The sequence below is a fragment of the Haemophilus influenzae genome (assembly GCF_001457655.1).
GTDB classification, from domain to species: domain Bacteria; phylum Pseudomonadota; class Gammaproteobacteria; order Enterobacterales; family Pasteurellaceae; genus Haemophilus; species Haemophilus influenzae.
In genome coordinates this window covers 270,164-291,433 of sequence record NZ_LN831035.1, presented here as the reverse complement: position 1 = coordinate 291,433, position 21,270 = coordinate 270,164, and the positions used below count along the sequence as shown (strand labels likewise).

14 protein-coding genes, 2 tRNA genes and 2 rRNA genes are annotated in these 21,270 nt (G+C 40.7%); 9 read left to right on the top strand and 9 right to left on the bottom strand.

The features are described 5' to 3' along the window. Positions 1–81: 81 nt before the first annotated feature. The 6 genes from fucP to AT683_RS01395 form a co-directional block, all read right to left on the bottom strand. A complete protein-coding gene (gene fucP / locus AT683_RS01420; RefSeq protein ID WP_011272191.1) occupies positions 82–1,368 on the bottom strand; it encodes an L-fucose:H+ symporter permease in 1,287 nt (428 codons plus the stop codon). A 38-nt stretch (positions 1,369–1,406) separates the two neighbouring features. Further along, on the bottom strand, positions 1,407–2,057 hold the full coding sequence (gene fucA / locus AT683_RS01415; RefSeq protein WP_005648575.1) for an L-fuculose-phosphate aldolase: 651 nt from the start codon (positions 2,055–2,057) through the stop codon (positions 1,407–1,409). A 19-nt stretch (positions 2,058–2,076) separates the two neighbouring features. After that, positions 2,077–2,511, bottom strand: a complete 435-nt coding sequence (gene fucU, locus AT683_RS01410) for an L-fucose mutarotase (protein WP_005654478.1) — start codon at positions 2,509–2,511, stop codon at positions 2,077–2,079. Positions 2,512–2,524: 13 nt separating this feature from the next. Beyond that, the gene (fucK, locus tag AT683_RS01405; RefSeq protein WP_011272192.1) at positions 2,525–3,937 is read right to left on the bottom strand and encodes an L-fuculokinase; all 1,413 of its coding nucleotides are present in this window, start codon (positions 3,935–3,937) and stop codon (positions 2,525–2,527) included. A 72-nt stretch (positions 3,938–4,009) separates the two neighbouring features. Next, a complete protein-coding gene (gene fucI, locus AT683_RS01400) occupies positions 4,010–5,779 on the bottom strand; it encodes an L-fucose isomerase (RefSeq protein ID WP_005668629.1) in 1,770 nt (589 codons plus the stop codon). Between the two features lie 229 nt (positions 5,780–6,008). After that, the gene (locus AT683_RS01395) at positions 6,009–6,758 is read right to left on the bottom strand and encodes a DeoR/GlpR family DNA-binding transcription regulator (RefSeq protein ID WP_005661551.1); all 750 of its coding nucleotides are present in this window, start codon (positions 6,756–6,758) and stop codon (positions 6,009–6,011) included. Between the two features lie 198 nt (positions 6,759–6,956). Between AT683_RS01395 and rapA the strand changes: the two genes are divergently transcribed. From rapA to AT683_RS01375, 4 genes are read left to right on the top strand one after another with little or no spacing between them, the layout of a single operon-like run. Further along, positions 6,957–9,728 carry an RNA polymerase-associated protein RapA gene (rapA, locus tag AT683_RS01390; protein WP_038440383.1) on the top strand — a complete coding sequence of 924 codons (2,772 nt, stop codon included), beginning with the start codon at positions 6,957–6,959 and terminating at the stop codon, positions 9,726–9,728. A 2-nt stretch (positions 9,729–9,730) separates the two neighbouring features. Beyond that, the gene (rluA, locus tag AT683_RS01385) at positions 9,731–10,390 is read left to right on the top strand and encodes a bifunctional tRNA pseudouridine(32) synthase/23S rRNA pseudouridine(746) synthase RluA (RefSeq protein WP_038440381.1); all 660 of its coding nucleotides are present in this window, start codon (positions 9,731–9,733) and stop codon (positions 10,388–10,390) included. Positions 10,391–10,416: 26 nt separating this feature from the next. Then, entirely contained in the window at positions 10,417–10,995 is a 579-nt protein-coding gene (locus AT683_RS01380) for a rhomboid family intramembrane serine protease (RefSeq protein ID WP_005661557.1), read from the top strand. Between the two features lie 29 nt (positions 10,996–11,024). Then, positions 11,025–11,792, top strand: a complete 768-nt coding sequence (locus AT683_RS01375; protein WP_005661561.1) for a DeoR/GlpR family transcriptional regulator — start codon at positions 11,025–11,027, stop codon at positions 11,790–11,792. A 301-nt stretch (positions 11,793–12,093) separates the two neighbouring features. Here AT683_RS01375 and AT683_RS01370 read toward each other — a convergent pair whose 3' ends face one another. Genes AT683_RS01370 through metN form a run of 3 tightly spaced genes read right to left on the bottom strand, consistent with a single transcriptional unit; the run spans position 12,094 to position 14,670 of the window. Next, positions 12,094–12,915: a MetQ/NlpA family lipoprotein gene (locus AT683_RS01370; RefSeq protein WP_005654466.1), complete on the bottom strand. Its 822-nt coding sequence runs from the start codon at positions 12,913–12,915 to the stop codon at positions 12,094–12,096. A 38-nt stretch (positions 12,916–12,953) separates the two neighbouring features. Beyond that, positions 12,954–13,643, bottom strand: coding sequence for a methionine ABC transporter permease (locus AT683_RS01365; RefSeq protein WP_058222149.1), 690 nt, complete (start codon positions 13,641–13,643; stop codon positions 12,954–12,956). Next, positions 13,633–14,670 carry a methionine ABC transporter ATP-binding protein MetN gene (gene metN, locus AT683_RS01360; RefSeq protein WP_005648552.1) on the bottom strand — a complete coding sequence of 346 codons (1,038 nt, stop codon included), beginning with the start codon at positions 14,668–14,670 and terminating at the stop codon, positions 13,633–13,635. Before metN ends, AT683_RS01365 begins: the two co-directional genes overlap by 11 nt. A gap of 175 nt (positions 14,671–14,845) precedes the next feature. On the opposite strand from metN, the gene gmhB reads away from it, so the two are divergent. The 5 genes from gmhB (at position 14,846) to AT683_RS01335 (ending at position 21,111) form a co-directional block, all read left to right on the top strand. After that, a complete protein-coding gene (gene gmhB / locus AT683_RS01355) occupies positions 14,846–15,400 on the top strand; it encodes a D-glycero-beta-D-manno-heptose 1,7-bisphosphate 7-phosphatase (protein WP_005654456.1) in 555 nt (184 codons plus the stop codon). A 339-nt stretch (positions 15,401–15,739) separates the two neighbouring features. After that, positions 15,740–17,279: ribosomal RNA gene (locus tag AT683_RS01350) — 16S ribosomal RNA — on the top strand. Positions 17,280–17,358: 79 nt separating this feature from the next. Continuing rightward, positions 17,359–17,435: transfer RNA gene (locus AT683_RS01345), tRNA-Ile, on the top strand. An 85-nt stretch (positions 17,436–17,520) separates the two neighbouring features. Beyond that, positions 17,521–17,596, top strand: a tRNA-Ala gene (locus AT683_RS01340). A 399-nt stretch (positions 17,597–17,995) separates the two neighbouring features. After that, a 23S ribosomal RNA gene (locus AT683_RS01335) occupies positions 17,996–21,111 on the top strand. The 16S and 23S rRNA genes sit together here with 2 tRNA genes alongside, the layout of an rRNA operon. Positions 21,112–21,270 lie beyond the last annotated feature (159 nt).

Below are 21,270 nucleotides of genomic sequence, written 5' to 3'. Positions count from 1 at the left end.
ATTTTATGCTCATAATCTGCATCATTTGAGTGAAGAAGCTTAAATACACTCTTAATGATGCAGATAAAAACAATATTTTGGCTATTTAAGTATTTTCCAAGCTCTGAAGCCATAAATGGCAATTACTACAAAACAGATTAATGGTAGGATAAAGGAGAAATTTACTGCTGGAAGTCCCATAACTTCGCCTTGGTCAATAATCATTCCTTGTAGTGGTGGCATTAATGCGCCGCCTACAATAGCCATTACTAAACCTGCAGCTCCTAATGTCGATTCCTCTTTTAAGCCATAGAGGGCAATACCATAAATGGTAGGGAACATTAAAGACATAAAACCTGAGGTTAAAATTAGGCAGTATAGACCCCATACACCGTCAATAAAGATAACTCCGAGAATACTTAAAAAACCACCAATAGCAAAGAGCATCAGCATAAATTCTGCTTTTAAATATTTCATTAATGCCGTGCTAATAAAGCGACTGCTAATAAAAATAGCCATAGCAATGATGTTAAAGTTTTGCCCCTCAGCTTTAGTGAAGCCTAAACGTTCAGCATATTGTACGATAAATGTCCAACACATAATTTGAACACCCACGTAAAAGGCTTGTGCGATCACACCCTCACGATATTTAGCTTTTTTAGCCAGTTTGCTTATTGCACTTTTAAAGCTAATTTGTCCACTTTCTTCTACTTTTACAGCAGGCATTTTTTTCAATCCAATGATAATAAACACTGCAACCACGACAAAACCGAGTGCTATGTAAGGATCGCGAATTTCAGCTAAATCATGGGTGCGAATACTCATTTTTTCTGCTTCAGACAGGGTGTGGAAAATCAAATTACCTGCAGCATCACGTTTGTCAGATTCAAGATTAGTTAGGACTAACTGGGAAGCAACAAACATACCTGTAATTGAACCAAGTGGATTAAATGATTGTGCGAAATTTAAACGTCGAGTAGCTGTTTGAGGATCTCCCATTGCGAGAATATAAGGATTGGCAGTGGTTTCCAAAAAAGCGAGCCCAAAGGTTAAAATATAAAGGGAGACTAAAAAGAAATTAAATATTTCATATTGCGCAGCTGGCCAAAATAAAAATGCACCTATTGCATAAAGAGCAAGCCCCAGAAGAATCCCCGCTTTGTAGCTATAGCGACTGGCAAATAATGCCGCAGGAATAGCCATTGTGCCGTATCCTCCATAAAAAGCTAATTGTACCAATGCCGCTTCTGAGGCTGGAATTTCCATTACTGTTTGAAATACCGCAACCATCGGATTGGTAATGTCGTTGGCAAATCCCCAAAGAGCAAATAAGCTAGTAATAAGCACAAAGGGGACGATGAATTTCTTTTCTAAAACTTTGGCGTTCATAATGTTTTCCTCATGTAAGTGATGGGGTATAACAAGATTTAGGATTCTTCAATACGTAATCCATAGGTGTGGAATTTACCTAACACTACCTGCATTTGCTCTTTGCTGAGCAGTGGAATTTCTAAGCCTGTAGAGAGTAATTTCAAATACCAAGACGCTAATACTTCTACTTCTTGTGCGAGCCATAAGGCTTTATCTAGGTTTTCTCCGCAAGTGATTAAACCATGGTGTGCTAGTAAAATGGCTTTGCTTTCTTTGATTCCCGTTGCGACATAACTAGCTAATTCGTGACTACCAAATGTTGCATAAGGTACACAAGGAATATGATCTGTGCCGCTTACGGCTACCATGTAATGAATTGCAGGAATAGGTTTTTCGAGAATGGATAAGCCTGCACAGTGAATGGAATGATTGTGGACAACGGCATTTGCTTCAGGGCGAGTATGATAAACACTCAAGTGAAATTGCCATTCGCTTGATGGTAATTTATTTTCTTCGTGTTTGCCATTTCCATCAACATAAACAATATTTTCTGTCTTCATTAAGTGATATGGCATACCTGTCGGGGTAATCAGCATTCCATCTTTATAACGAACACTAACGTTTCCCGCTGTGCCTTGATTTAAACCTAATTTTGTCATTTCAAGACAAGTATCAATGATTTTTTGTGATAATTCTGCTCTGTTCATTTTGTAGTACCTCTATTGTTTATAAAATGGGAGTAACCCCTTTTTTAATGATAATGTTGCCATATTTTGCGATCTCACCACTGACAACAACAGCATAAGCCTGTTTAGCACGTGTATAAAAATCGAAGCGTTCTAGACTGGTTAAATTTGGTGTGAAACCGACCGCACTTTCAATCGCATTTAAGTAACGAGTTTCAACATTCGGATCTAAAGAATCTCCCTCAACTGCTTTCATCATCAACAGAGGGGCATCAACATAAGCGTCAAATTCGAATAAGGGAGTTATTGCTTCAAGTAAAATATCTATAGATATACCATCTGCACGTATTACATTTTTATGTAGTGAATGTGCGGGAAAATGGGCGTCAGCTAGAACTATCTCATCGCCATGCCCCATTTCGGCGAGGGTTTTTAGTAATTCAGGAGAAAGAGCTGGGTGAATACCTTTTAGCATTTTGTTGTTCCTTCTAGTTTGGGTAAATTCGTTTTCTTGTTGGTTGCATCGCTTGCTGTGCCGCGTTTACATTTTCGTAAATGCCTACGCCTGCAAAGGTAAACATTGCGGCACCAAGTACAGTACTTTCAGAAATGTCCACAACATCAATCGGTAAATTTAAGGTGTTTGCACGGATTTGATTCCACAATACATTTTTTGAACCACCCCCAACACAAATTAAGCTTTTAGCTTGGAACTGACTGACTTGATGTAGCACGGATAAACCGTTTTTGAGTTTATTTGCCATATGTTGTAATGCGCTGACATAAATTTCTCCACGAGTAGCAAACATGGAAAGTCCACTGATATTACCTTGTCCTTTTTGGCTAAAAATACCTTCAAAATTGACCGCTCTTTTTCCCGCATTAAAAGCTTTTTCTCCCTCTTTGATCATTGTGGTGTAATAGTGATCGCTACCATAAACATCGGAAAATAATAATTTACCTAACCATTCTATGACGCCAGAACCCACCCATTGTACCGCTGGATTAAAGCAATTGGATTGTGCATCAAATTCAGTGGTTAAGCCTTGAGAAACAAACTCAAATCTAGGTTCTGCGTGCTGGGTTCTAGCCATTAAGATTTCCCAGGTGCCAGAACTTAACACAGGCTGATTCAGCCCTGCACCAGACCCAAACACAGCAAATTGAGTATCATGTCCACAAGAAATGACAGGTACGGGATTTAATCCCCATTTCTGGGCTAACGGTGTACGTAATTTTCCAACTTTTTCACCTGCATAACGCATAGGAGGGAAATGGTTATTACTTAAACCCAGCGATGCTAAAATCGATGGATCCCAATTACCGCTAGTAAGGTTTGTCATCATTGATGTTCCCGCCATTGTGTGATCTGTAGTGAATTGACCAGTTAAGCGTTGAGTGAGCATTGACGAAATAAAAACGAATTTAGCCATTTTTTGGAAAACATCTGGCTTGTGTGTTTTTAACCAATGTAATTTAAATAAAGTATTAAAACTGTATTGACCAATGCCGTTACGTTGATAAAGAGATTTGATATCTAATTGATTAGATAGATTTTCCATTACTGGTATGGTCCGTGGGCATTTCCATGAAATAATCGGATAAAGTTGTTGATCATTTTTATCAAAAGGTGCGCCATCCACGCCGAAAGTGGTAACAGATATTCCTACAATATCTTTTAAATCAATGCCTTGTTGTATTAATTGATTGAAGGTTTGAGTTGCACAAGAGATTAATTTTTGCCAGATTTCTTCAATATCCCAAATATGATAATCAGATGATTCGATTCCTTGTTTTGTATTATTAGCAAGGTGATGAGAGGCAAGAATTTGTCCTTTTTCATTTATCGCAATGGTGCGTAAATTTGTTGCACCACAGTCAAAAATCAATGCGATAGCCATAAAAACTCTCCTCAGTGCAGTCAAAAATCCTTATGTTTTTGACCGCACTTTTTTATAAAAACAAATTAGGGGTTATTTATAAAGCGGACCAAAGTTTTGGCAAGCTCGATAATCTTGCCCTTCCTTGTCTTGACCAAATCCATTCCAAGCGCTAGGGCGGAAAATATTTTTCTCTGATACATTATGCATACAGACTGGAATGCGTAACATTGAAGCAAGAGTGATTAGATCAGCCCCCACATGACCGTGAGTCGCTACACAGTGATTTGCTCCCCAATTTGCCATGACTGAATACACATCAGTAAATGCACCTTTTCCAGTTAAACGTGGAACAAACCATGTTGTTGGCCAAGTTTCATTAGTACGTTGATTTAATTTATTATGTACATCTTGAGGTAAGTCGATTGACCAGCCTTCCGCAATTTGTAAAACGGGACCTAAACCTTTAATAAGATTAATACGGTGCATTGTAAACGGTATGCCACCTTTGGTTAGGAATTGAGAAGATAAACCGCCCCCTCGAAAATATTCGTGAACAGCAGGGCACCAACGTGTATTTTCTAAGCAGCGTTTTGCTTCTTCTTCGGTAACATCCCATGCTGGTTTTAAAGTTGGATTGCCTTGAGCATCTTGATGTTCTCCCGTTCCATCAAGTGCAGCTGAACCTGAATTGATTAAATGAATGAATCCACTTTCAGGTCGCCATCCAGTAACACGCTCAACCGAATCTTGACTCCAATAAGTACGCACATCTGCGAAAATTTGAGCTTTGCCAGTTAATTGATGCCCAAATAACATTCCTATTGCATTTAAACTATCATTTTCCGTGGCAAGAATATAAGGTGGACGCACGCCATTCCAGTCATAAGTTGAATTGAGCATTGCCTCCATAAAATCGCCGTTTGGCAAATGATCAGTCCAATGACGCTGCCCTTGAAAACCTGCTGCAATGGCATTATGACCTAAGGCTTCTTCTGCATAATTTAATGTTGCTAATTTTGGATTTCCTACCATCAAATCACGAGTGATAATGGTCATTTTCACAACATTTTCCCAAAGTTCTGCACGCTCTTCCGCATTGCGTTGATTCTCTAGGCTATTTACATCAACCCCTTCTTTGCAATATTGTTTAACCCAACTCAAGGCTAAATCAACTTCTTCTTGATCATAAATTTTGCGGTCTAAACGGCGTTTAATTTCCATCATATCCACATATTCATTACGCATACCTAAATATTCTTGGAAGAAAGCTTGATTTACAATAGAACCTGCAATTCCCATGGAAACTGACCCAATAGATAAATAGGATTTTCCTCGAATACTTGCAACAGCAAGCCCAGCACGAGCAAAACGCAATAATTTTTCTTTTACATCTTCAGGAATGTTTGTGTCATCGGCTTCTTGAACTTCTGTGCCGTAAATGGAAAAGGCTGGTAGTCCTAATTGAGAATGACCAGCAAGGGCGGCAGCCAAGTAAACCGCACCTGGGCGTTCCGTACCGTTAAATCCCCAAATTGCTTTAGGCATGTGAGGATCCATATCAATGGTTTCTGAGCCATAACACCAACAAGGGGTAACGGTAATGGTTAATCCAACGTTTTCGCGTTTAAATTTATCCGCACAGGCGGCTGCTTCGGTTACACCGCCGATAGTGCTATCTGCAACTACACATTCAACGAAAGTACCATCTGTATGACGAATATGTGTTTGTAATAATTGAGCAACAGATTGAGCCATACGTATTGTTTGGGTTTCAAGAGATTCTCGAACCCCCATTCGACGACCATCAATAGTTGGACGAATACCGATTTTTATACGATTTGATTGAGTAGCAAGAGCAATAGTTACACTCCTTTGTTTGTGCTTAAGTAAGAATGATGAAATCACTGCAGAACAAATGGTGTTTTCATTGAATTAGAGTGTGAAAGAAAAATGATAAGGAAAACAGTAAGAAATGAAATTTTGTTGCAAAACTGCGAAGCAGATCACAAAAATTGACTATATTTAAGGAAATGTATATGACCGATTCTTTCAATTTTTAGTAATTTTCGGTCAAAATGGTCATCTATTTTTATAAAACGGTCATTATATCGTGTTGCTCACAATATTTTTGTAAGTTATCGGGAAGTGACCGATCAGAAAAAATGGTATTAATTTTGCTTAAATCGGCAAGTTGAATCAAACTTGTTTTTTCAAATTTAGAAGAATCAATTAACAAATAAGCACGTTCTGAAGCTTCCATCATTTTTCGTTTTAAAGAGGCATTCAGCTCGTTTGATTCCCAGATATTACCGTTTTTATCAATTCCTGAACAAGAAAACACTGAAAAATTAATATGTAATCGTTGTAATAAGTACTCAGATAAGGGACCGTAAAATGCTTCATATTTTGCTGAATAAACTCCGCCAGTAACAATAGTTTTAACATTGGATTTATTAACTAGGGCATTAATGTTAAACATTGAATTGGTTACTACTGTACAAGGAATATCGGGCATTAAATAAGCAAAATACCAACTTGTTGAGCTTGCATCTAAACCTATAACGGCATTTTCATATAGCAAATCCAAGGCTTTTTGGGCAATATGTCGTTTAGCTGTTGCATTAATATGTTTTCGAGTTTGGAAAAATGAACCTAAATCTTTGGTTTTATTACTCACTGCTCCTCCGTGGGTTCGGTGCAATAAGCCTTTGTTCGCTAATTTGTTCAAATCGCGACGAATGGTTTCCACCGAAATATCACAATGCTGTGCAAGTTCTATTACGCTGGCTTTTCCTTGTTGATTTACCCATTGTAAAATTAATTCATCACGATAATTCATCTCTTTTCCCTATACGGTGGATTTAGTCGAGATTCTAGTTTACGCTTGAGTATATTGAAAATCCAAGGATAAATTATATTGGGGGTGACGTATATCTTCCTAAAAGTGCGGTCAATTTTTTGTGAGTTTCTTTTCAAGAGTATGCAAGCTACAATACGCTCCCAAGTTTTATCAATGTAAATCAGAAAGAGAATAATTATGCCCTTTGCTATTGGTCAGCGTTGGTTAAGTGAAAGTGAAAACGCTTTAGGATTAGGTGTTATTACCGCATTAGATCAACGAACTGTTACTATTTATTTCCCCGCAGCAGATGAAACGAGGATATATGCTATAGCGCAAGCGCCTTTAAGCCGAATTGTATTTAGTAAAGGTGAAACCTTATCCCATCAAGCTGGCTGGCAAGGCGAGATTTTAGACGTTCAAAATATGAACGGTTTGTTGTTTTATTTAGTTAAAAATCCACAAGATGAAGATGTTATTGTGCAAGAACGTGATATTTCGCCGATTATTTCTTTTAGCCAAGCAAAAGATCGCCTCTTTTCAGCGCAAATTGATCGCAGTACTCATTTTGCATTGCGTTATCGCACGCTTTGTCATCAGCAAGCACAATTTAAATCGCCATTGCGTGGTTTACGCGGAACGCGTGCAAGTTTAATTCCCCATCAGCTTCATATTGCAGCTGAAGTCGGTAATCGAGTTAATCCTCGCGTGTTATTGGCGGATGAGGTTGGTTTAGGGAAAACCATTGAAGCAGGAATGATTTTGCAGAATCAACTTTTTGCTGAGAAAGTGCAACGTGTTCTTATTATCGTGCCAGAAACCTTGCAACATCAATGGCTGGTGGAAATGCTTCGTCGTTTTAATTTGCATTTTGCACTTTTTGATGAAGAACGTTGCAACGATTTTGATCTTGATGCCGTTAATCCGTTTACAACTGAAAGCTTAATTATTTGTTCGCTGAATTGGTTAGAAACGCATCCAAACCGAGTAGAGCAGGCACTTGATGCTCAATTTGATTGCTTAATTGTGGACGAAGCACATCATCTGGTGTGGTCTGAAACCTCGCCAAGTGCAGCTTATTTATTCGTTGAACAGCTTGCTCGTATCATTCCATCCGTCTTGTTACTCACTGCAACTCCAGAACAACTTGGGCAAGAAAGTCATTTTGCTCGTTTGCGCTTACTGGATCCAGAACGTTTCTTTGATTATCAAACCTTTGTGAAAGAGCAGGAACACTATCAACCTGTGGTTAATGCCGTTGAATCTTTGTTGGCAAATAAGGCATTAAGTGCGGTCGAAAAAAATCATATTTCTGATTTATTGCTTGAACAAGATGTCGAGCCACTTTTTAAAGCAATTGCATCAAATAATGATGAAGAACAACAGCGTGCCCGTCAGGAATTGATTCAAGCCTTAATTGATCGTCACGGCACGGGGCGAATGTTATTCCGCAATACACGTCAAGGCGTGAAAGGTTTTCCGCACCGTGTTTATCATCAAATTACTCTCTCTGAAGAGAATGATAAAATTGATTGGCTGATTGATTTCCTCAAACTACATCGCGATGAAAAAATCTTTGTGATTTGCCAGACGGCGGCAACTGCGATTCAGTTAGAACAAATTTTACGTGAACGTGAGGCGATTCGCGCCGCAGTGTTTCACGAAAAAATGTCGATTATCGAACGGGATAGAGCCGCGGCTTATTTTGCGGATTTAGAAAACGGCGCGCAGGTTTTACTGAGCTCGAGTATTGGCTCGGAAGGGCGTAACTTCCAATTCGCAGCAAATTTAGTGTTATTTGATTTACCGACAAATCCTGATTTATTGGAACAATGTATTGGCCGATTAGATCGTATTGGACAAAAACGTGATGTGCAAATTTATATGCCTTGTGCGAAAGATTCACCTCAAAGTCGTTTAGCACGTTGGTACAATGAGGGATTGAATGCTTTTGAACAAACTTGTCCAATGGGAATGGCATTATTTTCTCAGTTTGCCGATGAGTTGGAAAAAGTGCGGTCAAATTCTACCGCACTTTCAGAGAATGAATTTTCTGGATTATTAAAACAAACTAAAACCGCACGGGAAAAACTCAAGATTGAGTTAGAAAAAGGTCGCGATCGTTTATTAGAGCTAAATTCTCATGGCGGTGAGCAAGCACAAGCGTTAGCGGATCAAATCGCTGATGAAGATAATTCGCCAGAGCTTGTGAATTTTGCTTTAAAATTATTTGATATTATTGGCGTAGAGCAAGAAGATCTTGGGGCTAATAGTATTGTAATTAGTCCAACTGGGACAATGCTTGTGCCCGATTTTCCAGGTTTAAAAGAAGAAGGTGTGACGGTTACCTTTGATCGAGAACTTGCCCTTGCCCGCGAAGAAATGGAATTCTTGACTTGGGATCATCCTATGATTCGTCAAGGTATTGATCTTGTTGCTTCGGGGGATATTGGCAAAGCCGCAATGGCATTGCTTGTGAATAAACAACTGCCCGCTGGAACCTTATTAATTGAATTGATTTACGTGGTGGAAAGCCAATCGCCAAAAGGGTTACAGCTCAATCGTTTCTTGCCACCAACGCCTATTCGTCTGCTGCTTGATAACAAAGGAAATAACATGGGTGAGCAGGTTGCCTTTGAAACATTGCATAGCAAATTGAAACCACTTGGTAAAAATATTGCTAATCAAATGGTAAAAATGGCACGGAGCAACATTGAATCCTTGATCACGCGAGGTGATCAACTGGTAAAATCCTTGGCAGAACCGATTATTGCTGAAGCTAAAAATCAAGCAGATCAACAATTAAGCGCAGAAATTAACCGTTTGCAGGCTTTGCGAGCAGTGAATAAAAATATTCGCCAAAGCGAAATTGATATTTTGGAACAACAACGAACACAATCACTGGACGAGCTTTCTAAAGCAAATTGGCGTTTGGATTGCTTGCGTGTCATTGTGACGAACAAGGAATAAAAATGGCATTGATTGAATACAATCCGCCCCTTGAACCTTATTTGGATATTATTTATCAAGATAATCATTTGTGCGTGGTGAACAAACCTAGCGGTTTGCTTTCTGTGCCGGGTAATCAACCACAATATTACGATAGCGTAATGAGTCGAGTAAAAGAAAAATTCGGTTTTTGTGAGCCTGCGCATCGTTTGGATATGGCAACGAGCGGTATTATTGTGTTTGCTTTAAGTAAGGCGGCGGATCGTGAATTAAAACGTCAATTTCGCGAACGTGAACCGAAAAAACACTATCAAGCGATTGTTTGGGGGCATTTGGAGAACGATTATGGCGAGGTAAATTTGCCAATGATTTGTGATTGGGAAAATCGACCTCGCCAACGTTTGGATTTCGTTTTAGGAAAAAGAGCGGTCACAAAATTTGAAGTTTTAGCACGTTTGCCGAATAACAGTACTCGCGTGAAACTGACGCCCGTGACAGGCAGATCTCATCAATTACGCTTGCACATGTTAGCATTGGGGCATCCAATTCTAGGTGATAAATTTTATTCTCATCCACAGGCTAAAGTTATGTCGCCAAGATTATGCTTGCACGCAGAAGAATTGACGATTACCCACCCCATTACAGGGGAAACAATGACTTTTAATGCGAAGTCCGATTTTTAAATTTACGCATAAGCACGAGATCACGAATGAAAAACTTTTTAGCTCAACAAGGAAAAATCACGCTAATTCTCACCGCACTTTGTGTGCTTATTTATCTTGCTCAACAGCTGGGTTTTGAAGACGATATTATGTATTTGATGCATTACCCCGCTTACGAAGAGCAAGATAGTGAAGTGTGGCGTTATATTTCACATACATTGGTACATTTATCTAATTTGCATATTTTGTTTAATCTGTCTTGGTTTCTTATTTTCGGTGGAATGATTGAACGCACTTTTGGTTCGGTCAAATTATTGATGTTGTATGTTGTAGCATCTGCCATAACAGGATATGTGCAAAATTATGTGTCTGGCCCCGCTTTCTTTGGGCTTTCTGGTGTTGTATATGCGGTTCTAGGTTATGTATTTATACGTGATAAATTGAATCATCATTTATTTGATCTGCCAGAAGGTTTTTTCACAATGTTATTGGTGGGGATCGCATTAGGTTTTATTAGCCCCTTATTTGGTGTTGAAATGGGAAATGCTGCACATATTTCAGGCTTGATTGTCGGCTTGATTTGGGGATTTATTGATAGCAAATTGCGCAAAAATTCGCTAGAGTAAGTCCGTTTAATTTGGATAAAGGATTCGCTATGAAACAATCGTTACGCCATCAAAAAATTATTAAACTGGTGGAACAATCTGGCTATTTAAGCACGGAAGAATTGGTTGCTGCCTTAGATGTTAGCCCTCAAACGATTCGTCGTGATTTGAATATTTTGGCGGAGTTAGATTTAATTCGCCGCCATCACGGTGGTGCGGCATCGCCATCTTCTGCAGAAAATTCTGATTACGTGGATCGTAAACAATTCTTTTCATTACAAAAAAATAATATTGCACAGGAAGTTGCAAAGTTGATTCCTAACGGTGCATCGTTGTTTATTGATATTGGTACGACGCCAGAGGCTGTTGCCAATGCGTTGCTTGGCCACGAAAAACTCAGAATTGTGACGAACAATCTGAATGCCGCTCATCTTTTACGCCAAAATGAAAGTTTTGATATTGTTATGGCGGGCGGATCATTACGAATGGATGGTGGAATTATCGGCGAAGCTACGGTAAATTTTATTTCTCAATTTCGCCTAGATTTCGGTATTTTAGGGATTAGTGCGATTGATGCAGATGGTTCATTATTGGATTATGATTACCATGAAGTACAAGTAAAACGAGCGATTATTGAAAGTTCACGTCAGACCTTATTAGTGGCCGATCACTCTAAATTTACTCGCCAAGCGATTGTTCGCTTGGGCGAATTAAGTGATGTGGAATATTTGTTTACAGGTGATGTTCCTGAGGGCATTGTCAATTATTTGAAAGAGCAGAAAACGAAATTGGTTTTATGTAATGGTAAAGTGCGGTAAAAATATCTTTGATTTTCTTATTAATTTGTCGATAAAAGAAGCTATTACTCTTAATTTTTGATTTAATTGAAATTTATCTAAAAGTAATCTAAATATTCTCTCGCTGAATTATTGTCTTTTCTATAATTAAACATTTCCAAGCGTAAAAGTATCTTGCTTTTTTAATCAATTAAAGAAATTTCATATTTCTGTATTATCTAATTATTTTTAGCTACCAATATTCTTTAAAACATTCCGAGCTTAGATAAGAAAATCCCTTGCTGGGCAAGGGATTTAGTAATGGGTTAAAGTGCGGTAGAAATTACCAACCTTTTACAACGCCATCTTTAAAGTGTTTTTGAGCTTCTTGGTAAACTTCTTCTGTTTGGTAAGATTTTACGAAATCTTGAACAGCTTTGCTGTCTTTGTTATCGGTACGAGAAACGATAATGTTCACATATGGCGAATCTTTATCTTCTACAAATACACCGTCATCTTGAGCATTTAAGCCTACTTGACCCGCATAAGTATTGTTTACTACAGCTAAATCAACGTCGTCTAATGCGCGTGCCGCAACAGAAGTATCTACTTCAGTGATGTTTAATTTTTTCGGATTTTCAACAATATCTAATACAGTTGAAAGAAGGTTATTTGCATCTTTTAATTTGATTAAACCTTGTTTTTCAAGAAGAATTAATGCACGACCACGGTTTGTTGGATCGTTAGGAACAACAACTTTAGCACCGTCTTGTAATTCATTCACATTTTTGATTTTTTTAGAATAACCCGCTAATGGATAGACGAAAGTATTACCCACGATAACTAAGTTATTTAAATTTTTCGCTTTTGCATCTTCATCTAAATAAGGTTTATGTTGCATTGCGTTTGCATCTAAATCACCTTTAGATACAGCTTCATTTGGTAATGCGTAGTCATTGAATTCAACGAATTGAACGTCTAAACCGTATTTTTCTTTAGCGACTTTTGCTGCAATTTCTGCAACTTGATGCTCAGGACCAGACATTACACCAACTTTGATTTTAAGCGGTGCTGCTGCAGCTTCAGGTTTTTTGTCTTCTTTACAGCCTGTTAAAACGAGAGCTGATGCGATTGCAGTGATTGCAAAAAGTTGTTTTAATTTCATAGGATTCCCTTCCTGTTTAAGTTAAGAGTTGCATTTAATTAACGATGATCCACTTTTCTAGCCAGTGTATCGCCGAGTTTTTGGCTAATCATAACGAATAGCACAATAATAATGGTTGCCATCCAAGTGACATAAGGCATATTGCGATATACGCCGTAGTTGATAGCGAGGCTACCTAAACCACCGCCGCCTTGCGTCCCCGCCATTGCTGAGTAACCAACTAAAGTGACTAGCGTGAGCGTGATGCCATTAATTAGCGTAGGTAGAGCTTCTGACAAATAGAATTTACGAACAATTTGCCATTTAGTAGCCCCCATTGCTTGAGCTGCTTCGGTTAAACCATTTGGAATTTCCATTAGTGCATTAGCAGTTAAGCGAGCCACGAATGGCATTGCACAAATACTCAATGGAATAATTGCTGCTGTTGTACCTAATACGGTTCCCACGATGAAACGAGTTACAGGTAATAAGATTAGGAGCAAAATAATAAATGGAATGGAACGCCCAATATTAATAATCGTGTTTAACATAAAATGAGTGCGGTTGTTTTGTAAAATCTCATTTTTTCCAGTTAAGAAAGTCCATACACCCACAGGCACGCCGACTACTACGGCAAGTAAAGTAGATGCAAAGCTGATATAAACAGTTTCATAAGTTGCTGTTGCGACAACACCCCACATTTGAGGTGTTAATTGCTGGCTGAATGTTGCCAAGAAATCATTGAACATAACCAAGCACCTCCACGCGCACGTTGTTTTCCATTAAATAAACTTTGGTTTGCGTAATGGCATCTTCATCGCCTTCTACTTCAGCAATGGTATAACCAAATTTCACGCCTCCAGCATAATCAATTTGTGAGGTTAAGATACTGAGCTCCACGCCAAATTTTTTTGATGCTTGAGAAAGTAACGGTGCATCGACTGAGCGACCCGTAAACTCAAATTTGATGATTGGATACGCTTTGCTGTGTTTCGGTGTATCAGTAAGATTTTCCAAATATTCATCAGGTAGACTGATGTGGAAGGTCGAACGAATAAACTCTTGTGCTAATTCTGTTTTAGGGTTTGCAAAAATTTCACCGACAGTACCTTGTTCAACTAGGCGACCTTGATCAATGACAGCAACTTGATCACAAATCTGTTTAACAACTTCCATTTCATGGGTAATCAACAAAATTGTAATACCTAAAGTGCGGTTAATTTCTTTTAATAATTGCAGAATAGATTGCGTCGTTGCAGGATCTAATGCGCTCGTTGCTTCATCACATAATAAGACTTTAGGATCGCTCGCTAAGGCACGTGCAATGGCTACGCGTTGTTTTTGCCCGCCAGAAAGATTGCTTGGGTAAGCATCACGTTTTTCACTTAAACCAACAAGATCTAAAAGTGCGGTAATTTTTTCTTGGATTTTTGCTTTTGACTCACTTTCCAATTCTAAGGGTAATGCCACGTTTTCAAATACGGTGCGAGAACTTAGTAAATTGAAATGCTGAAAAATCATTCCAATTTGACGACGAGCAAGTACTAATTCGCGATCAGAAAGTTTTGTTAATTCTACGCCATCAACAATAACGGAACCGCTTGTCGGTTTTTCTAATAAGTTCACACAGCGAATTAATGTACTTTTTCCTGCACCAGATGCACCAATTACGCCACAGATTTGACCTTTTTCGATATTCAACGAAACATTATCAAGCGCAGTCAATTTTTTGTTCGGTAGCTCAAAAATTTTCGTAATATTATTTAGCTTAATCATATAAGCCCTTTTTATTTATTGTTTTTAAATCTGTTTTGGTATTCTAGATGTCTAGATTGCTATGTCAATATGTCAGATTATCTTTTTTAGACAGATTAGTTATGACTTATATTTGCTAATTGCTTGGATTAAATAGATAATTTTCGTCAATTTGACATGTATAAAAGGCAAGAGAATGAATAAGGCTATTTTTTTAGATCGCGATGGCACGTTAAATATTGATTATGGTTATGTACACGAAATTGATAACTTTAAATTTATTGATGGTGCGATTGATGCATTGCGAGAATTAAAGAAAATGGGATATATGTTGGTATTAGTGACCAACCAGTCGGGCATTGCACGTGGTTATTTTTCTGAGGATCAGTTTTTACAATTAACAGAATGGATGGATTGGTCGTTAGCTGAACAAGATGTGGATTTGGATGGCATTTACTATTGTCCACATCATTCTGAGGGAAAGGGCGAATATAAAGAAGATTGTGATTGTCGGAAGCCTAAATCGGGAATGTTATTGCAAGCGATCAAAGAATTAAAGATCGATCCTACGCAATCTATTATGGTTGGAGATAAAGTTGAAGACCTAAAAGCGGGGATTGGTGCGAAGGTAAAAATGAACGTATTAGTTCGTACTGGTAAACCAGTAACAGGGGAAGGAGAAGGAATAGCGGATTATGTGTTAGATTCTATCGTAGATCTTCCGAGAATTTTAAAACGCTTAAAAAAATAGCCAAAAAGATCTATATTTTGCTCTAATCGCTTGTACTTTAATCAAAAGATCATTTTTTTAAATATTTTTACAAAAAAGTACTTGCAAGGGATTTGAAAATCCCTATAATGCACCGCACACAACGACGCACTGTTGTGAAGTTTTTTAAGTTTCCAAGTGCGTCGTTATTTTTTGCTCTTTAACAATATATCAGACAATCTGTGTGGGCACTTGTTGATTGACTTGTTTTAAAAATATTTTAATTTTGAAGTCTTAATAGGTGCTTAACTGAAAATTCATCATTACTTTTTTAAGTAGTGTTTTATTTATAGCTAAGCAGTTTATTGAGCGATTGAACTTGAATTGAAGAGTTTGATCATGGCTCAGATTGAACGCTGGCGGCAGGCTTAACACATGCAAGTCGAACGGTAGCAGGAGAAAGCTTGCTTTCTTGCTGACGAGTGGCGGACGGGTGAGTAATGCTTGGGAATCTGGCTTATGGAGGGGGATAACGACGGGAAACTGTCGCTAATACCGCGTATTATCGGAAGATGAAAGTGCGGGACTGAGAGGCCGCATGCCATAGGATGAGCCCAAGTGGGATTAGGTAGTTGGTGGGGTAAATGCCTACCAAGCCTGCGATCTCTAGCTGGTCTGAGAGGATGACCAGCCACACTGGAACTGAGACACGGTCCAGACTCCTACGGGAGGCAGCAGTGGGGAATATTGCGCAATGGGGGGAACCCTGACGCAGCCATGCCGCGTGAATGAAGAAGGCCTTCGGGTTGTAAAGTTCTTTCGGTATTGAGGAAGGTTGATGTGTTAATAGCACATCAAATTGACGTTAAATACAGAAGAAGCACCGGCTAACTCCGTGCCAGCAGCCGCGGTAATACGGAGGGTGCGAGCGTTAATCGGAATAACTGGGCGTAAAGGGCACGCAGGCGGTTATTTAAGTGAGGTGTGAAAGCCCCGGGCTTAACCTGGGAATTGCATTTCAGACTGGGTAACTAGAGTACTTTAGGGAGGGGTAGAATTCCACGTGTAGCGGTGAAATGCGTAGAGATGTGGAGGAATACCGAAGGCGAAGGCAGCCCCTTGGGAATGTACTGACGCTCATGTGCGAAAGCGTGGGGAGCAAACAGGATTAGATACCCTGGTAGTCCACGCTGTAAACGCTGTCGATTTGGGGGTTGGGGTTTAACTCTGGCACCCGTAGCTAACGTGATAAATCGACCGCCTGGGGAGTACGGCCGCAAGGTTAAAACTCAAATGAATTGACGGGGGCCCGCACAAGCGGTGGAGCATGTGGTTTAATTCGATGCAACGCGAAGAACCTTACCTACTCTTGACATCCTAAGAAGAGCTCAGAGATGAGCTTGTGCCTTCGGGAACTTAGAGACAGGTGCTGCATGGCTGTCGTCAGCTCGTGTTGTGAAATGTTGGGTTAAGTCCCGCAACGAGCGCAACCCTTATCCTTTGTTGCCAGCGACTTGGTCGGGAACTCAAAGGAGACTGCCAGTGATAAACTGGAGGAAGGTGGGGATGACGTCAAGTCATCATGGCCCTTACGAGTAGGGCTACACACGTGCTACAATGGCGTATACAGAGGGAAGCGAAGCTGCGAGGTGGAGCGAATCTCATAAAGTACGTCTAAGTCCGGATTGGAGTCTGCAACTCGACTCCATGAAGTCGGAATCGCTAGTAATCGCGAATCAGAATGTCGCGGTGAATACGTTCCCGGGCCTTGTACACACCGCCCGTCACACCATGGGAGTGGGTTGTACCAGAAGTAGATAGCTTAACCTTTTGGAGGGCGTTTACCACGGTATGATTCATGACTGGGGTGAAGTCGTAACAAGGTAACCGTAGGGGAACCTGCGGTTGGATCACCTCCTTACCAAAGACGAGAGACAGCGAGTGCTCACACAGATTGGCTGATAGTTGTAGACAAATGAGCAGAAGAAAACATTACCCTTGGGTCTGTAGCTCAGGTGGTTAGAGCGCACCCCTGATAAGGGTGAGGTCGGTGGTTCAAGTCCACTCAGACCCACCACTCTGAGAGTGAGTGAAGCGAAAGGTGTAGTGTAAATAAATAATAACTAAAAGGTAAATAATTAGTTATTAAATTATGATGAAATGGGGATATAGCTCAGCTGGGAGAGCGCCTGCCTTGCACGCAGGAGGTCAGCGGTTCGATCCCGCTTATCTCCACCACTTATCATCGTTAAATAAATTAGAAAAAGACAAATTAATAAAGTATTAAGGTAGTGATGAAGCTATTTTAAATATTAGGTTATTTTAAGTTTAATTTTAAATTTAATTTTGTTTTAGTTTTAGTTTATTTAACGATGATAACTGAAAAGTTTTATCAACTGTTCTTTAAAAAATTGGAAACAAGCTGAAAACAAGAGATTTTCGAGAGAAAGTCTGAGTAGGCAAGATAGGAAAGTGAGAGGAGGGAACTGAAAAGGGAACTCTAAAAACAAAACCTGTTTTGCATAAAATCTTGATTGAACAAAAGCAATCAAGTGTTTAGTTGAATGAAAATACGCATCAAATTGACCGCACTTTGAAGTGAAAACTTAAAGTGATTGAAAACATTTGAGGTTGTATAGTTAAGTGACTAAGCGTACAAGGTGGATGCCTTGGCAATCAGAGGCGAAGAAGGACGTGCTAATCTGCGAAAAGCTTGGATGAGTCGATAAGAGGCGTTTAATCCAAGATATCCGAATGGGGAAACCCAGTAGATGAAGAATCTACTATCAACAAGTGAATTCATAGCTTGTTGAGGCAAACCGGGAGAACTGAAACATCTAAGTACCCCGAGGAAAAGAAATCAACCGAGATTTCGTCAGTAGCGGCGAGCGAAAGCGAAAGAGCCAGTAAGTGATAACAGTATGGTTAGGAGAATGTGTTGGGAAGCACAATCAAAGAGGGTGATAATCCCGTATCTAAAAACCATATTGTGGTACTAAGCTAACGAGAAGTAGGGCGGGACACGTGATATCCTGTTTGAAGAAGGGGGGACCATCCTCCAAGGCTAAATACTCCTGATTGACCGATAGTGAACCAGTACTGTGAAGGAAAGGCGAAAAGAACCCCGGTGAGGGGAGTGAAATAGAACCTGAAACCTTGTACGTACAAGCAGTGGGAGCCCCATCACTTAATCCGATTGGAAGGTGATGAAAAGCAACCGCACTTAAACAATGGTAAGAGGAGCGAAGCGAGTCAAACCACCCAAAAGAAGCAGTGGGATTAAGTGATGGGGTGACTGCGTACCTTTTGTATAATGGGTCAGCGACTTATATTTTGTAGCGAGGTTAACCGAATAGGGGAGCCGAAGGGAAACCGAGTCTTAACTGGGCGAATAGTTGCAAGGTATAGACCCGAAACCCGGTGATCTAGCCATGGGCAGGTTGAAGGTTGGGTAACACTAACTGGAGGACCGAACCGACTAATGTTGAAAAATTAGCGGATGACTTGTGGCTGGGGGTGAAAGGCCAATCAAACCGGGAGATAGCTGGTTCTCCCCGAAATCTATTTAGGTAGAGCCTTGAGGTGACACCTTTGGGGGTAGAGCACTGTTTCGGCTAGGGGTCCATCCCGGATTACCAACCCGATGCAAACTACGAATACCAAAGAGTGATACTCAGGAGACACACGGCGGGTGCTAACGTCCGTCGTGGAGAGGGAAACAACCCAGACCGCCAGCTAAGGTCCCCAAGTCTATATTAAGTGGGAAACGAAGTGGGAAGGCTTAGACAGCTAGGATGTTGGCTTAGAAGCAGCCATCATTTAAAGAAAGCGTAATAGCTCACTAGTCGAGTCGGCCTGCGCGGAAGATGTAACGGGGCTGAAATATAGCACCGAAGCTGCGGCATCAGGCGTATCACTAATACGCCTTACGATTAACAAGCTAGAATGGCGCGAAGCGGCATGAAAGGTTGTTCAAGCAACCCGAACGTTGAGTCGGGGTATTTTTGAAGTAAGGATTATTAGTGATACGCCTGTTGGGTAGGGGAGCGTTGTGTAAGCGGATGAAGGTTAATCGAGAGGTTAGCTGGACGTATCACAAGTGCGAATGCTGACATAAGTAACGATAAAACGGGTGAAAAACCCGTTCGCCGGAAGACCAAGGGTTCCTGTCCAACGTTAATCGGGGCAGGGTGAGTCGGCTCCTAAGGCGAGGCTGAAAAGCGTAGTCGATGGGAAACAGGTTAATATTCCTGTACTTGGTAAAGCTGCGATGTGGGGACGGAGTAGGTTAGGTTATCGCACTGTTGGATATGTGCGTTTAAGTTGGTAGGTGGGAAGTTTAGGCAAATCCGGACTTCCTTAACACAGAGAGATGATGACGAGGCTCTACGGAGCTGAAGTAACTGATACCACACTTCCAGGAAAAGCCACTAAGCGAAAGGCTTTACTAAACCGTACTGAAAACCGACACAGGTGGTCAGGTAGAGAATACTCAGGCGCTTGAGAGAACTCGGGTGAAGGAACTAGGCAAAATAGCACCGTAACTTCGGGAGAAGGTGCGCCGGCGTAGATTGTAGTCCCTAGCGGGCGAAGGTTGAACCGGTCGAAGATACCAGCTGGCTGCAACTGTTTATTAAAAACACAGCACTCTGCAAACACGAAAGTGGACGTATAGGGTGTGATGCCTGCCCGGTGCTGGAAGGTTAATTGATGGTGTCATCGCAAGAGAAGCACCTGATCGAAGCCCCAGTAAACGGCGGCCGTAACTATAACGGTCCTAAGGTAGCGAAATTCCTTGTCGGGTAAGTTCCGACCTGCACGAATGGCATAATGATGGCCAGGCTGTCTCCACCCGAGACTCAGTGAAATTGAAATCGCCGTGAAGATGCGGTGTACCCGCGGCTAGACGGAAAGACCCCGTGAACCTTTACTATAGCTTGACACTGAACATTGAATTTTGATGTGTAGGATAGGTGGGAGCCTTTGAAGCAGTGACGCCAGTCATTGTGGAGGCGACCTTGAAATACCACCCTTTAACGTTTGATGTTCTAACGAAGATGACGAAACGTGGTCTCGGACAGTGTCTGGTGGGTAGTTTGACTGGGGCGGTCTCCTCCCAAAGCGTAACGGAGGAGCACGAAGGTTTGCTAATCACGGTCGGACATCGTGAGGTTAGTGCAATGGTATAAGCAAGCTTAACTGCGAGACAGACAAGTCGAGCAGGTACGAAAGTAGGTCATAGTGATCCGGTGGTTCTGAATGGAAGGGCCATCGCTCAACGGATAAAAGGTACTCCGGGGATAACAGGCTGATACCGCCCAAGAGTTCATATCGACGGCGGTGTTTGGCACCTCGATGTCGGCTCATCACATCCTGGGGCTGAAGTAGGTCCCAAGGGTATGGCTGTTCGCCATTTAAAGTGGTACGCGAGCTGGGTTTAGAACGTCGTGAGACAGTTCGGTCCCTATCTGCCGTGGGCGTTGGATGATTGATTGGGGCTGCTCCTAGTACGAGAGGACCGGAGTGGACGCATCACTGGTGTTCCAGTTGTCTCGCCAGAGGCATTGCTGGGTAGCTAAATGCGGAAGAGATAAGTGCTGAAAGCATCTAAGCACGAAACTTGCCAAGAGATGAGTCATCCCTGACTTTAAGTCAGTAAGGGTTGTTGTAGACTACGACGTAGATAGGTCAGGTGTGTAAGTGTAGTGATACATTGAGCTAACAGATACTAATTGCCCGAGAGGCTTAACTATACAACGCTCAAGTGTTTTTGGGAGCTAAGTGAAGTAAGAGATGAAAAGCGAAGCAAATAAAAGTAGAGCGGAAACCGAAGTAAAAGACTAAACAAAGAAAAGTAAATATAGAAGACTTAATAGAGAGAAAATTGAGTTCAGCTTGTGACCAATAAGAAC

Excerpts from the sequence above, each read along its gene's own strand:
- fucP (WP_011272191.1), bottom strand. The coding sequence starts at position 1,368 with ATGAACGCCAAAGTTTTAGAAAAGAAATTCATCGTCCCCTTTGTGCTT.
- fucA (WP_005648575.1), bottom strand. The coding sequence starts at position 2,057 with ATGAACAGAGCAGAATTATCACAAAAAATCATTGATACTTGTCTTGAA.
- fucU (WP_005654478.1), bottom strand. The coding sequence starts at position 2,511 with ATGCTAAAAGGTATTCACCCAGCTCTTTCTCCTGAATTACTAAAAACC.
- fucK (WP_011272192.1), bottom strand. The coding sequence starts at position 3,937 with ATGGCTATCGCATTGATTTTTGACTGTGGTGCAACAAATTTACGCACC.
- AT683_RS01395 (WP_005661551.1), bottom strand. The coding sequence starts at position 6,758 with ATGAATTATCGTGATGAATTAATTTTACAATGGGTAAATCAACAAGGA.
- rapA (WP_038440383.1), top strand. The coding sequence starts at position 6,957 with ATGCCCTTTGCTATTGGTCAGCGTTGGTTAAGTGAAAGTGAAAACGCT.
- rluA (WP_038440381.1), top strand. The coding sequence starts at position 9,731 with ATGGCATTGATTGAATACAATCCGCCCCTTGAACCTTATTTGGATATT.
- AT683_RS01380 (WP_005661557.1), top strand. The coding sequence starts at position 10,417 with ATGAAAAACTTTTTAGCTCAACAAGGAAAAATCACGCTAATTCTCACC.
- AT683_RS01375 (WP_005661561.1), top strand. The coding sequence starts at position 11,025 with ATGAAACAATCGTTACGCCATCAAAAAATTATTAAACTGGTGGAACAA.
- AT683_RS01370 (WP_005654466.1), bottom strand. The coding sequence starts at position 12,915 with ATGAAATTAAAACAACTTTTTGCAATCACTGCAATCGCATCAGCTCTC.
- AT683_RS01365 (WP_058222149.1), bottom strand. The coding sequence starts at position 13,643 with ATGTTCAATGATTTCTTGGCAACATTCAGCCAGCAATTAACACCTCAA.
- metN (WP_005648552.1), bottom strand. The coding sequence starts at position 14,670 with ATGATTAAGCTAAATAATATTACGAAAATTTTTGAGCTACCGAACAAA.
- gmhB (WP_005654456.1), top strand. The coding sequence starts at position 14,846 with ATGAATAAGGCTATTTTTTTAGATCGCGATGGCACGTTAAATATTGAT.